This is a genomic window from Spirobacillus cienkowskii (assembly GCF_037081835.1).
GTDB lineage: Bacteria > Bdellovibrionota_B > Oligoflexia > Silvanigrellales > Silvanigrellaceae > Silvanigrella > Silvanigrella cienkowskii.
This window is the reverse complement of record NZ_CP146516.1, coordinates 2,266,295-2,280,158: the sequence shown is the minus strand read 5'-3', so window position 1 is coordinate 2,280,158 and position 13,864 is coordinate 2,266,295. Positions and strand designations below refer to the sequence as shown.

General features: G+C 28.5%; 13 protein-coding genes. 6 read left to right on the top strand and 7 right to left on the bottom strand.

Annotation, left to right across the window (positions count from 1 at the left end):
• Nucleotides 1-37: 37 nt before the first annotated feature.
• The gene (locus Spiro2_RS10120; protein WP_338635661.1) at nt 38-1,768 is read left to right on the top strand and encodes an ABC transporter ATP-binding protein; all 1,731 of its coding nucleotides are present in this window, start codon (nt 38-40) and stop codon (nt 1,766-1,768) included.
• Between the two features lie 4 nt (nt 1,769-1,772).
• On the opposite strand, the gene Spiro2_RS10115 is transcribed toward Spiro2_RS10120, so the two are convergent.
• The 4 genes from Spiro2_RS10115 to Spiro2_RS10100 form a co-directional block, all read right to left on the bottom strand.
• A complete protein-coding gene (locus tag Spiro2_RS10115) occupies nt 1,773-3,164 on the bottom strand; it encodes a sugar transferase (RefSeq protein ID WP_338635660.1) in 1,392 nt (463 codons plus the stop codon).
• A gap of 14 nt (nt 3,165-3,178) precedes the next feature.
• The gene (locus Spiro2_RS10110; protein ID WP_338635659.1) at nt 3,179-3,751 is read right to left on the bottom strand and encodes a DNA-3-methyladenine glycosylase; all 573 of its coding nucleotides are present in this window, start codon (nt 3,749-3,751) and stop codon (nt 3,179-3,181) included.
• A 143-nt stretch (nt 3,752-3,894) separates the two neighbouring features.
• The gene (locus tag Spiro2_RS10105; RefSeq protein ID WP_338635658.1) at nt 3,895-5,253 is read right to left on the bottom strand and encodes a hypothetical protein; all 1,359 of its coding nucleotides are present in this window, start codon (nt 5,251-5,253) and stop codon (nt 3,895-3,897) included.
• The gene (locus Spiro2_RS10100; RefSeq protein WP_338635657.1) at nt 5,250-6,545 is read right to left on the bottom strand and encodes a 50S ribosomal protein L11 methyltransferase; all 1,296 of its coding nucleotides are present in this window, start codon (nt 6,543-6,545) and stop codon (nt 5,250-5,252) included. The genes Spiro2_RS10105 and Spiro2_RS10100 overlap by 4 nt, the downstream gene beginning before the upstream one ends.
• A 75-nt stretch (nt 6,546-6,620) precedes the next feature.
• On the opposite strand from Spiro2_RS10100, the gene Spiro2_RS10095 reads away from it, so the two are divergent.
• From Spiro2_RS10095 to Spiro2_RS10075, 5 genes are all read left to right on the top strand, one after another.
• Nucleotides 6,621-7,604 (top strand): pyridoxal-phosphate dependent enzyme, encoded by a 984-nt coding sequence (locus tag Spiro2_RS10095; RefSeq protein WP_338635656.1) that lies wholly within the window; start codon nt 6,621-6,623, stop codon nt 7,602-7,604.
• A 23-nt stretch (nt 7,605-7,627) separates the two neighbouring features.
• Nucleotides 7,628-8,068 carry a hypothetical protein gene (locus Spiro2_RS10090; protein ID WP_338635655.1) on the top strand — a complete coding sequence of 147 codons (441 nt, stop codon included), beginning with the start codon at nt 7,628-7,630 and terminating at the stop codon, nt 8,066-8,068.
• Nucleotides 8,069-8,154: 86 nt separating this feature from the next.
• Entirely contained in the window at nt 8,155-8,622 is a 468-nt protein-coding gene (locus tag Spiro2_RS10085) for a hypothetical protein (RefSeq protein ID WP_338635654.1), read from the top strand.
• Between the two features lie 438 nt (nt 8,623-9,060).
• Nucleotides 9,061-9,471 carry a hypothetical protein gene (locus Spiro2_RS10080; protein ID WP_338634792.1) on the top strand — a complete coding sequence of 137 codons (411 nt, stop codon included), beginning with the start codon at nt 9,061-9,063 and terminating at the stop codon, nt 9,469-9,471.
• Nucleotides 9,405-10,103: an IS630 family transposase gene (locus tag Spiro2_RS10075; protein ID WP_338637753.1), complete on the top strand. Its 699-nt coding sequence runs from the start codon at nt 9,405-9,407 to the stop codon at nt 10,101-10,103. Before Spiro2_RS10080 ends, Spiro2_RS10075 begins: the two co-directional genes overlap by 67 nt.
• On the opposite strand, the gene Spiro2_RS10070 is transcribed toward Spiro2_RS10075, so the two are convergent.
• From Spiro2_RS10070 to Spiro2_RS10060, 3 genes are read right to left on the bottom strand one after another with little or no spacing between them, the layout of a single operon-like run.
• The gene (locus tag Spiro2_RS10070; RefSeq protein WP_338635653.1) at nt 10,095-11,084 is read right to left on the bottom strand and encodes an MFS transporter; all 990 of its coding nucleotides are present in this window, start codon (nt 11,082-11,084) and stop codon (nt 10,095-10,097) included. The two genes, Spiro2_RS10075 and Spiro2_RS10070, sit on opposite strands and share 9 nt — an antisense overlap.
• A gap of 18 nt (nt 11,085-11,102) precedes the next feature.
• Nucleotides 11,103-12,629, bottom strand: coding sequence for an adenylate/guanylate cyclase domain-containing protein (locus Spiro2_RS10065; RefSeq protein ID WP_338635652.1), 1,527 nt, complete (start codon nt 12,627-12,629; stop codon nt 11,103-11,105).
• On the bottom strand, nt 12,562-13,482 hold the full coding sequence (locus Spiro2_RS10060) for a CHASE2 domain-containing protein (RefSeq protein ID WP_338635651.1): 921 nt from the start codon (nt 13,480-13,482) through the stop codon (nt 12,562-12,564). The genes Spiro2_RS10065 and Spiro2_RS10060 overlap by 68 nt, the downstream gene beginning before the upstream one ends.
• Between the last annotated feature and the right edge of the window lie 382 nt (nt 13,483-13,864).

The window sequence follows — 13,864 nt, the reverse complement described above, 5'->3', positions numbered from 1 at the left end:
AGTGATTTTTTTGTAAACTTTATGTGTGTGGATCAATATGTTAAAATTTGTTAAATTTATTGGAAAAAAAGCTTCTTTATCTTTGTTTTGTTGTTTCTTATCATCGTTATTTTTAGGTGGACTTGAAATATTTATTGCTTTTTTTATTCAGATTTTTTTAGTGAGTTTAGGCTTAATAAATAATCAATTAAGCTTATTTAATTTTCAGTTGAGCAATTTTTCTATCAATTATGCTATAATTCTTTTAATATTAATTGGTTTTTTTAGATTTTTATTACAATTTTTTGCCGCACATTTTTCAATATACTCACTAGAACTTGTTAATACTCGGTTGCGATCTGTTGTTGTTTATAACGTATTATTTACAAAATCAGTCAATTCAATCGAGGTTTCTGAAGCAAATTTTAAAATTTCTGAAATATTTCCAAAAACATTATTGTTTTTTCATCATTTAATTTATTTTTTAGGCTTCTTTTTACAGTTAATAGTTTTGTTATTTTGTATGTTTTATAGTTCTTGGAAAGATTCTTGTGTCGCTATTTTTGGGATATTTTTAATTGGTATTTTGGTTTTATATGTAAATAAAAGAATAAAAAATATTTCTGATAAAGTGCCAAAAGAGCAAAGTGCAATAAATTATAGCCTTTCTAATGTTTTTAAAAATCTTTTGTTTATAAAAATTATGAAAACTGAAAATATGGAAAATAAATCTTTAATCAATTCAATATTGCATTATTCTTCTTTTAGTATTAAATGTGGTTTTCTTAATAATTTTTCTTATACTATAACGCCTTTTTTTGGGATTCTTCTTTTGGTTGTTATTGTATTAACAAGTCAACATCTCTGGCATACTTCTCCTTTAATATTATTGTCTTTTATATATTTGTTAATTCGATTTATACAAAATTTATCAAGCTTTGTAAATTCTTATGGTTTTTTGGGTATTTATTACCCGCAATTTAAAAATTCAATAAATTATTTTTTTAGCTGCTCTGAAAGTATAAGAAATGAAGCTGTTTCATATTCTAGTTTTTTAAAATTTAATGGGAGAATAAAATTAAATAAATTACAGCAATTTTTAAATGAAGATAAATATATTTTAACTCAATATAATTCAAATATCAACGAGATTCCTCCTAAAATATCATTTAACAATGTAACATTTAATTACCCAAATTCTGCCAATTCTGTATTTAAAACATTTAATTTTCAGGTAGAGAGTGGTTCTCAAATTGGAATCATTGGTCCAAGTGGTTCAGGTAAAAGTACTATTTTATTTTTATTACTTGGTATTTTAAAACCTAGTGAAGGTGATATTAAAATTGATAATTTAACTCCAGAAGAATTTTTAAATAATCCAAAAAATAGAATTGGCTATGTAGGTCCAGATCCTTTTTTAATAAAAGGAACTATTAAAGAAAATTTATGTTATGGTATTTCTTTTGATGTGAGTGATGAAGAAATTTATAATGCGCTTGAATCTGTTGCGTTAAAAGATTTTATTGATTTAAAAGGCTTAGATTATCAAATTGCAGAAGATCAAAGCGGTCTTTCTTCTGGGCAAAAACAAAGAATTTGCCTTGCAAGGGCAATTTTAAACAAGCCACGGCTTTTGGTGTTAGACGAAGCAACCGCAAATTTGGATGATGCAACGGAGCAAGAAATTGCAAAAGTACTATTAAATCTTAAAAATAAATGCACCATTGTGATTGTTTCGCATAGACCAGGAATTTTGAAATGGGCTGATAATATTATTACTTTGCAATAAAATTTCACTGCCCTTTTTTCATCATCACAACTTTAATTGTTTTAATTAAAATTTGAATATCTAAAAATAAACTTTGATTTACCAAATATGCCAAATCGTATTTGAGTTTGGTATCTGCGCTACTATTATAATCGCCATGAATTTGCGCAAGGCCTGTTACTCCAGGGCGGATGCGTGTGCGTTCTGCATACGCAGGAATTTCTTTCTCAAACTGTTCAACAAAATTTGGGCGTTCTGGCCTTGGTCCAATAAAGCTCATATCGCCCTTTAAAATATTAATAAGCTGAGGCAGTTCATCAATGCGTGTTTTTCGCATAAAGTTTCCAAATTTTGTAATTCTTTCATCATTTTTTAGAGCCAAAATTGCGCCGGTATGTTGTTCTGCGTTATGAATCATGCTGCGAAATTTAATAATTTTAAATTTTTCACTGTTTTTTCCTACACGTGTTTGGGTATAAAAAATTGGTCCTTGTGATGTTAACTTAATTAACAATGCAACGAGTAACATTGGAGTGATTAAAATAATTATTGAAACAAGTGATAGAATAATATCAAAAGTTCTTTTAATTATGGTATAAAAAGATATAGAACTATCAAGCTTTAATTCAAGAAGTGGCAAATCATTCACATGAATATGTTTTAAGCGGCCTAGCAAAATTTCATAGTGGTTTGGTACAGTAAAAACTTGTACGCCTTGACGTGCGGCTTTAAAAATTTCAGCAAAAAAATTGTATTGCAAGCTTGTTGTGCTAACAATAATAATAGAAGAGTAAGGGTGGTGTTGTGAGTAGCTTTCAAATTCATTAATGTTTTTTATAGGTATTGTGTTATTATCAGAAATATTAAAAGAATTATTTATAAATATTGAACACACCTTTATTTTATTTAAAAAAGGTTCTTTGCTGAATTCTTTGCTAAATTGCATACAGCTTTCATAGTCTCCTACTAATACAACATTGCTTATTTCTTTATTTGTAATTTTAAAATAAATAATTCTCCAAGCTAAAGAAAGAAAAAAATTTACGACAAATAAAGTTACAAGATAAGATCTTGGAAAGCTAAAATTTTGACTTAAATAAAGAAAAGAAAATGCAAAAGAAACAATAAAAAAGTTTGGGACTAGTAGTTTATTTGCCCATACAGAAATGTTTGAGGTGTTCCAAATATCATATAGTCCTATTATATACCCACTAAATAAAAATACTAAACTAAATGTAAAGGTAGCTAATAAAAAGTTGATATTTTGACTTAATGCACTAAGTGGAAGTAAATCTTGAAATATAGGAAGATAAATATTGGTTCTTATAAAAAATGCTAAATAAATAGATAAACAAACGCATGCAATATCTATCAGTACAAAAGTTTTTCTTCTTTTAATATGCTTCACATGTATCATAATTCAAAGTTTCCTTATTGTACAAAAGCATTACGTTTAGTTTTTGAAACATATTGATTATTTTTAATATAATATCTCCATAAGTTTTCTTTGCCTTGTGAAATACCAATTCTAGTAGACGTTTTGATAAGATTTATATCAATAGTTTGGCTTAACTCAAGCCAAAGAGAGTTTTCTTTACAAAACCTTAAACCGTTATGTTCTTTAGTGATTTCAAGATAACGACACAATTTTCCAGGTCCTGACGCCGCATAGGGAGCTATTGAATTGTGTGGCAATTCTAATGCTCGAATGAGGACTGCTTGGCCACTGCCCTTTGGTCCAGTTACAATATTCATACAATAATACATTCCATAAATAAGGTATACATAGCACATGCCTCCTTCTTCAAACATTGGAGCTGTACGTTTTGTTAAGCCTTTTGCGGCATGACAAGCGGGATCTTGTGGCATATAGGCTTCGGTCTCTACTATGATGCCACTTTTTAATTGTCCTGAGGAGGTTTTATGAAAAATTTGCGCCCCTAAGATTGCTGGCGCTACCAAAGTTGCATCCTGGTTAAAAAAATCATTTGTTAACAAAGACATTTTTAAAAAAATTCCTACGTAGCATTTGAAACTCAAATATAAATTTTAAATAACTCTTTTTTAACATTATGTTCCATTTTAAATTGAGGAGTGTGTTGTTAATCTTAGTTTATTTAAATCAGAGAATATTATATCACATGATTTTAAAAGTAAAATTGACAAACTCTAATATCTTTTCCTCCATGAGTAAAATGATATGTATCGCATTTAAAATTTTGCAATTGATTTACAAAAGCAGACCACGCTTCTTCGCTCGGGCATAATATAAACCCTAGTATATGTTTGTTATGGTTTTTAGCTGTTTTACTCAGTGAGTTTAAATAGTTTGAGATTTTTTTATACAAATTTATTGTATTGGCTTCTTTACCAAGACGTAATCCGTAAGGAGGATTCATCGCAATAAAAAGATTTTGATAGTTATTGTTTTCATCGCAGAGTACTTTTTCAAATTTTAGCATAAACATATTTTCTTCAAGATATGGAACCGTTTGGTTTTCAGTATGAACAAATAAATTTTCTGGTAGAAAAATTTGATTTTCATTTATTGATTTTTGAAATGCGATTAGATTATTTATAAAAACAGAATTCGCTTTGTTTGAATTGTCATTGCATATCATTCTTAGTTTATTTTGCAATTTTTCCTGCACTGCTAAGTTGCAATGTTCCGTTGCTTTTTTTAATAGAAACTCAAAGTTACTTTTTCTAAAAAAAGGTAACTTTTGGAGAGCGTAATCTTTTCTTAATAATGCAGGTGATATTGTAAATGTTTTTAATAAATACTCAAAAGCAAAAGTTCCTGTTCCAGAAAATGGAATAAAAATAGTATCAGGTGAAAAAGAGTGATTGAGTTTGCTCCCTAACTGAAGACATTTTTCTATACAACATGCAGCAGCGTCTTCACGAAGTGGAGCACTAGCATTTAAAATTTCTTTAAAGCCTCTTTTATAAAGAGGATCGCCAGCAATTGATAAGCTTAAGGTCAGTCTGTCTTTATAGAGATCAGCATGTAAACACGTTGTTTCTTGGGTATTTTCACCTTGAACGATTTCTTTTATCTTGTCACTCAATATTTTTTTTAAAATTTCTTTTAATCCTGTTTCATGAAAAGCTTTACTAGCTACAGAATCGACCTTGAGTTTTAAAGAAATTTGATTGTTAATATATAAGTTCCAATTTACATTGGAGCATTTTTTTTGAAACGTTTCTTTATTTGCACATTTTCCATTAAAAATAACTAATTTAATATCAGAAATACATTTTGCTCTCATCATTAATTCTATTAAAGAAACGGTATGAATATTTTTAATATAAATTAAATTTTTATTTGTAGTAACTTCTGGAGTAATTTTTTGCGGAAGCCATAAATTATTAAAAATAAAATTAATTTCATCAAATGCGACAGAGCTAAATCCTGGAGGGTAAGTGACAATCGCCTCTTGAGGTTTTCCATAGATATGTTTTTTTACTTGATTTTCTATATTAATCGTATTTATTGTATTCATCTTGACCCTATTTTTTCTTTGTTATAAAATAATTCGCAGTGTATATGATTTTCTTCGTCATTTAAGTAGTGATTTATTTCAATGAAATCATTTTCTTTTAATGATTTATTGAGTGGTATTGCTATTGGGCTCCAGTGAGAACATGCATCATTTTCGCTAATGAGTGATGATATTGTAATTTCGTCAGTTAAATGAACTCGAAACCAAATTATGGCAATAGCGTTATCCGCATTTTTATTTATGGATAAAGTTTTTATGCCTTTTAGTGGATGTTTCTCTTTGGAATAAACAGGAGGTGGATTGAGCGGTATAGTGCCAAGTTCAACTGCTTTGCCTAAAATAGAAAAATCATTTTTTGTTAAAGGTAACGAAAATGAAATATTATTTAAGTCTAAATTTTCTTTTGCAGTGTTTAAAAAATTTGATAAAAATTTATTATTTGTTAAATTACTATCATCAGGTTTTTGAAAAGCTTGAATTCTATGAAACGCTGAGTGAGAGTGAAGATCGATTATTTGCATTAAAACTGTTAAAGATTTTGGAATATAATTCACATTAAAGTTTATTAATTTAGATGCAATTTCTCTAAGAGTTATAATAACACCTTCTTGAAATGGATCATTTCCAAATAATTCGCTTACAATTAAGTTTACTGTATCGTTAATTTCTACATCAAAACTATTTTTATTATGAAGTTCAAATTTGCTACTATTAAAATTTAAGCCTAATTTTTTAAAGATAGATTTGATATAAAGTGCTGAGTTTGTTTCTTCAATAGCAATCACTTTTTTGGCACCAAGATTTAAACTTATTGCAGATAGTAATCCAGACCCAGCACCCACATCGAGTACTACCGATTTAGGGGATATAAATTTTTGTAAAGCATTAAAATAATGTTCACAACGCACAATATCTGAGATCATTGTCCATTGCGCCCAAGGGTCACCAAACCCATCATTTTGCATATATTTTTCATTAGAGATTTCAGAATTAATAACTATTCCAGCACCAATTAAATCAAAAATAATATTCTGACATTCGGTTTGAGATGGAAGAGAATTCAGCGTATTTTGAAAACTTTGGGTTAATTGTAGAGAAGTTTTATTTAATGAGAATTTGGTTGTTTTATTTTCAATTAAGCATAAAATTGCAAGAACTTCGGGAGCTATATAAAATTCACCAGAGGAGCTCGATATAGAGGCATACATGTTACCGTCGTTTGCGACACGAACACGTAGTCCTTTTGCAACAGTTAAATTGTTGTAATCGATTAGTTTTTTTTGCTTAGACATAGAGCCCCTTTGTAAGTTAGAAGGTGATCTTTAAATCAACTGCGACTGCAGGTTGTCGCATGGGAAGGTACCAGAATGCAAACAAAAAATATTTTAGAAGCAATTGGAAAAACGCCACTTGTAAAAATTAACAAACTTTTTCATGCGCCAAAAGTCGATATTTATGCAAAATGTGAGTTTCTAAATCCAGGTGGCTCTGTAAAAGATCGAATTGGATATCAAATGGTTATAGATGCGCAAGCGTCGGGTAGAATTAAGCCTGGAGATATTTTGATCGAACCAACCAGCGGGAATACAGGAATTGGAATTGCTTTGGCGGGTGCTGTACTTGGATATCGTGTTATTATCACATTACCCGAAAAAATGAGCAAAGAAAAACAAGTTGTGCTTGAAGCATTAGGAGCAGAAATAATTAGAACTCCAACAGAAGCTGCGTATGACGCTCCAGAAAGTCATATTTCTGTAGCAAATAGGTTGGCCAAAGAGCTACCAAATGCACATGTCTTAGATCAATACTCAAATCCTTCTAATTGTGCAGCACATTATCATTACACTGCGCAAGAAATCATAGATGATTTGGGGGTGGTTCCCGATTATTTCGTTGCTGGGGCAGGAACTGGAGGAACGATTTCTGGAATAGCCAAAAAATTTAAGGAAACTAACTCAAATTGTAAGATTGTGGGCTGTGATCCGGTTGGTAGCATTTTAGGAGGTGGCACAGAAGTTGGAGCATATCACGTAGAAGGAATAGGCTACGATTTTTTTCCAAAAGCGTTAAATTTGAAATTAATTGATTATTGGATTAAAACCACAGATGAAATGAGCTTTATGTGGGCAAGAAGAGCTATTCGTGAAGAAGGATTATTGTGCGGAGGTAGTTCTGGATCCGCATTATATGGAGTAAGTCAAATTTTAAATAAAGTGCCTCAAGGTTCAAAAATTGTTGTTGTATTGCCTGATGGCATAAGAAATTATATGACAAAAATGATAGATAATGATTGGTTAAAGAAAATGAATTTTTCTCAAGCAATATTAAAAAATAATGTATATTCAAAATAACTAAATAATATTTTTGAGGTGAAATGATAGTTAAATTACTTTTCTTTTGCAAAATTAAAATGAGTCAAAATGGAGCAATTATATTTTTTGCTATTTCAAAGAATGGTCTTCCTTCTTTAAAAATTAACATTAATACTGCTAAAATAATTGAAAAATATAAATTGTTAAGTCATTCAGAATTTGATTTGAATGTTTCTAAAAATTTTGAAAATTATTATTTGTTAGAATTTTTTGCAGACTCTTTAAATACTTTACCAAAGCAAATTGAAGAAGCAGATGAAAAAATTATTTTAGAATGGCACACGTTTCCTCTAGCTGTAAAAAGATGTTCAAATGGAAAAGATAAAAATTTTTTACAACTTGCTGTTCAATATATTTCTCATGGTGGCATAGATCAAAGTGTGATTGCTGCGGATTTTGATCAAGAATTTATTAACACCTTAAAAGAAAAATTAGAGAAATAGAAATATTTGCAAGTTTTTAAAATTTTCAGTAGTTTGTTTATAGTTTAAGGTCGTATTTTTTTATAATTATTTTTATTGGTGAGCTTATGAATAAAAAATTTTTTAGAAAAAATGTTTTTATGATACTTGGTTTTTTTGTGTTTATTGCAAATTACAATCAAGCTCATGCACAATGCGAAGTTGGTGTAACTCTATTTCGTGATACATTGTATGGTGCAGCCGTTGGTGCTGGTGCAGGAGCATTAATTTTAATTGCAAATCAGTCTACAAAATCTATTGCTCCGCAACTTGCGAGCGCCACGTTAGTGGGTGCTGGTGTAGGAGTTATTGTAGGAGTTATTGAGTTGTCTTTTTCAGATTGTTTTTCAAAAGATCGACAAAATGCAAAGTTATTAAAACCCGGTTTTCGAGCACAGCCTTTAATTGGTTTTAATAGTGTAGAGAATAATTTAGATATGAAGTTAAAAAAAGCTGACATATATGAAGAATTAAATAGAATTAAAATTAATGATATGGCATTTGGGGTCACATTAAGTTATACATTTGCTAATTGAGTTTTAAATTTTTTTATACCTATAGTTGAAATTATAGCAATTAAACAGAGAAACATAATATAGATGCTTGGAAATTGATTAAAGTTAGTTGTGTTTGCTATTTTTGCAAAAATAATGGGTGTTAATCCAATAAATATACCATTAGTTGTATTCATTGTTAAAGCTAATGCTGAAGTTCTAATGTGAATTGCAAACATGTTAATTAATAAACTAAAAACAGATCCAACACAACTTCCTAATGCAATGCTTATGAAGATTATAAAAACAGCAAGGCATAAATTATTTTGAAGATTAAATATATAATACGCCGTCCACTAAGTTTGTTGGCAACATAGATAACCAAAAATAAATATTTATACGGAAATTGATGAATATTGAAAACAGGATATGCTGCAGTTAACATTCGTACTTTCTTTTATAAAAGGACACTGCAGCACAATGAATAATGTACAACAACTTATGGATGATTTAAAGAGAATACCTCAAAATAAATTAAGTTTTAATCTTTTACGTCGATTATTTATAATTTTTTTATATTCCGTAGGATTTTCTGAAAAAAAGATTGAAACTTTATTATGCCTTTCAAGAGGACGGGCAAATTATTGGGTTTCAAACTATAAGAATAATGGTATTTATTTTTTACTTGATAAACCACGTTCTGGTCGTCCATCCTTTGTAAATAAAGAAGAAGTTGAAATTTTAAAAACTGAAATCATTCAATTAAATTCTGAATTTAATGAGGAAAAAGTTGTTCATGCCCAAATAATAAATAGTATTATAGAATCCAAAACGAAATTAAAAAAAAATTTAGTAAAAGTGGGTTATACAAGTTCCTTCAAAGAACATTAATAAGAAGAGTTGTTCCAAGAACAAAGCATATAAAAAATGACCCAGAAAAAATGGCCGAATGGATTAAAGATTTACCAAATAAAATTAATGAAATTAAAGTAAAAAATCCAGGAAAAAAAATAAACATAGATTTTCAAGATGAATCACGATTTGGACAAATGACAATAAAATCTGGTATTTGGAGTCCTTTCCCAATCAGACCAGAATTTAAAACTCAAATGGGTTATTTAAACTCATGGATTTATGCTACTGCTAACAAAGATACGGGCAAATATTTTGGAATGATATTACCAAATTTAAATGTTGAAAACATGCAAATTTTTATCAATGAGTACTCCAAGACCGTACCTAAGAATGAGCATATTATTATGATACTAGATGGAGCTAGTGCACATAAAAGCAAAAAATTAATTTTACCCCAAAATATATCATTTATTTTTTTACCTTCATTTTCTCCAGAGTTAAATCCAATTGAAAGGTTATGGAGTTATTTTAAAAGGAATCACTTATCATTTAAAATTTATAAAGATTATGAAGATCTCGTTCAAAAATGCTCTAGTGGTTGGAATCAATTAACACAAAAAATTGTCAAGTCAATTATGAATTCAAAACCTAAGGCAAGCTTATGTTAAAAACTTAGTGGACGGCGTATAATTAGAAAAAATTGTTAATGTAAATAAAGAAAAAATTCCTGTTAAGTACACTTTTTTTGCTGTTAATTTATCAGATATTTTTCCAAATATAATACAAGATATTGCATTAATAAAAAACCCAATAGTGTTTAAATTTTCAATAAAATTTTGGTTAAAGTGATATTGGTTTTTTAAAAAATTACCTGAAATGAGTAAATAATACAAAAAAGCTGTAGACGAAGGAAGCAGTAAAACAATTCCAAAAATTATTTTTAAAAAATCTTTTTTAATTAATTCAAAAAAAGGGATTTTAGGTAGTGAATTGTTTTTTTTATAATTTATAAACTCTGCTGTTTCAATAAGACTTTTTCTTAAGTAAATTCCAATTAGTCCCAAAATTCCGCCAATTGCAAAAGGAAGTCTCCAGCCCCAAGAATTAAAAATATCTTTAGGCATTAAACTATTTAATATTGAGTATATTAATGAAGCAAAAAATGAACCTAATAAAATTGATCCAAATAATATTGATATAGAAAAACATCTTCTATTTTTATTTGAAGATTCATAAATAAAAGCCATTGCACAAGGAGCTTCTCCGCCTAGTGCGAATCCTTGAGCTATTCGTAAACACATTAAAATTATTGGAGCTAAGATTCCTATTTGTTGGTAAGTAGGTAGAAGAGCAATTCCTAAAGTCGGTATTGCCATTAAAAATAAAGTCATCATGAATGGTTTTTTTCTTCCTCCGGTATCACCAAGATGGCTAAAGTAAAAACCGCCGATAAACCTTGCAATATAGCCTGCTGCAAAAATACCAAATGTTTTTATTAATGCGATGGATTGAATTGTTTCATTAAAAAAATGTTGACCAATAATACCAGACATTATAGCAAAAAGAGAAAAATCATAAAATTCAAAAGCGCCACCAAAGGAACAAAAAGCTAACATTTTATTTTCTGAAATAATTATTTTTTTTTGCATATATATTTTCTTTAAATTTTATTTACTGTTGAAAATCCAGATTCCATTCCAATTGTTGTCAATTTGATTTGTTTTTAGATACTCACACCGTTTAATAAATACTTCACTAGGAGCATCTTTTCCATTGTTTGATAATATTGCATCTTTGAATTTTTGTATAGCATGATCCCATTTTTTTTCTCGGTATAACGCAAGTCCTTCTTCAAAAAGTTGAATAATTTTAATTTTAAAAGAACTTTCTACACTATTAAAATCGACTACTTCATAAATTCTTACTGGTTCAGATTTTCCTTTTACTTGTATACGATCAAGTTCTCTAAATAAAAATTTATCAGGATGAATTAATGATTTTTTAGTAAACTCTGAACATATAATTCGAGTTCCATAGTTTTTATTAATTCCTTCTAGTCTCGCTCCTAAATTTACAGAATCTCCTAATACTGTATAGTCAAAACGTTTATGGCTACCCATGTTACCTACAACCATCTCACCTGTATTTAATCCAATTCCAATATCCAAAAAGGGCAGTTGTTCTTCTTGCCATTTAATTTGCAAAATTTTAAGTTCTTCTATCATTTTTAAGCTTGAATGAACTGCTCTATCTGCATGATCTTCTAAATGAATTGGAGCTCCCCATATTGCCATAATCGCATCTCCAATGTATTTATCAAGCAATCCATTTGAGTCTAAAATAATTTTTGTCATTGGAGTAAAATATTCATTTAGTAATGCAGTTAGTTTTTCTGGTGATAATGTTTCGCTAATTGTCGTAAATCCTCGAACATCAGAAAAAAATACTGTTAAGAATTTTTTTTCACCACCAAGCTTTAATTTGTCAGGATTTTCAATCAATTGATTTATAACATTAGGATTTAAATAGTGTTGAAATGCAACTTTTACTTTTTTCTTTTCTTTTTCTTCTATAAAATATTTAAATATTGAAATAGAAAAATAAAGTGAAAGACTTTGTAAATAAAACATGCCAGAATAATACCAGTTCCCATTTCCAAATAAATATTTATTGTCAATATAATAGTAAATGATAATCAAAGAAAAAATAATTAAAGAAGACTTTAGCGCAGAAGATTTTTTAAATAAATATGAAAGTATTATTCCAGAAAATAATAATAATGTTATTTCTAAAAATGGTGCAGAAATTGGTCTTTTCATAAAGTTTTGTGAAATTATATTTTCTACAATTGCTGCATGATGCCCTACTCCATCAAAATTTTCATCAAATGGAGAAGGCCTTTTATCATTAGTTCCTGTTCCGGTACCCCCTAGTATCAATATTTCAGGAATTTTTTTGGGTAAGTTATTATCGTACGCATCTTTTAATGAAATTTGGGGAATATTTACAAAATTTCCGTAGTGATTGATTAATAATTTTCCATGTCCTTCATAATAAGTAGGAATGTTAATTAAAGGATTTTGATTATTTGTTGGGTATAGATCAATTGAGTCAATTCCTGTATGGTCAAAATTGACAACAATTTGACTCGATAAATAGTTTGCAGATAGAGCAAGCGCGAGGCTTGGAACCACAACTGGTGCGCACTGTTTTTTGAGTAGAGTCTATTGGGTTTATAATTTTTACGAGACCACTAGTACGAATAAGTCCATCTCCATCTGGTGTATTATTTACAAAACCCATACTTTTAGATTGACCAGCAATGAGTGCAGTGTTTGTTACAACTCCAGGGCTAAAAAGATATTTATAATTATTAATACTCATACCAGTTGGAAAGTTTATAAAATCAATCGCAGAATTTTTTAAACGATCATAGCTAGATTTCCAGCCATATTTTGAACTAATTATTTGTTTGTAATTTTCAATATAATAAAAACCTTGAACTATAGAACCAAATTTATGAATACTGTTTGCGAGAGAAATATCTCCTGGTGTATAAGTTAACATATTTTGTAATTCTGCTTTAAAATTTAAATAATTTAATTGTTTATTTTGAAATAAATGTTCAATTTCGTAAATAGACTCTTCAAGTAATCTATGAGATGGTTCTGTAAAAAACACATCAAAACCAATCCATTTTACACCTGATTTTTTTAAATTATCAAAAGCCTTTTCATAAATTCCTCTAGGAAAAGGCCAGCGACCAAACGCTTCAATACTTTTGTCATCAGCAGCCAGAACGCCAACAACTCCGCTCATTGGTTTTTGCCCTCTTAGCTCAAACCTCATGTCGTAAAGAACTCTTTCAATGTAGCCAACAATATCTATTGAGTTACTTGGATATCGGTAATGATTTAGCAGCAAAAAAATACATAAAGCCGTAAAGGTTAAGCCAATTTTGAAAGGAAATTGATTATTTATAAATTTAAGGATTTTTTTAATCAACAATGAATTGTTAAAATTAAGAAATTTAAATAATTTGTTCATTTTATAAGATCTCTAAGTATTTTAAATAGCTACATTACATAATTTTATAATTGGATAATTTTTACATATGGGCAAAATTTTTATATTAAGCCAAAATAATTAAATTATAAAATAAAAATTATTATTTAGTTATTTGTCAAATTATTAAATTTATATAAATAATTATCTTAGTAAATTTTTATCGGTCAAATAATCATTATAATATATATTTTATAAAAAATAATAAAACATCCATTTTTTAGTGCTTTTGGTAAGTTGTTTTGTGTTTAATATATTTTTGGGAATATTGTCTTTTGAGAAAATATTTTTGGTTATGGAGTTTGATAAAACTAATAATATTAATATATTATATGATTTTTTTTACATTATATGAAACAAATTT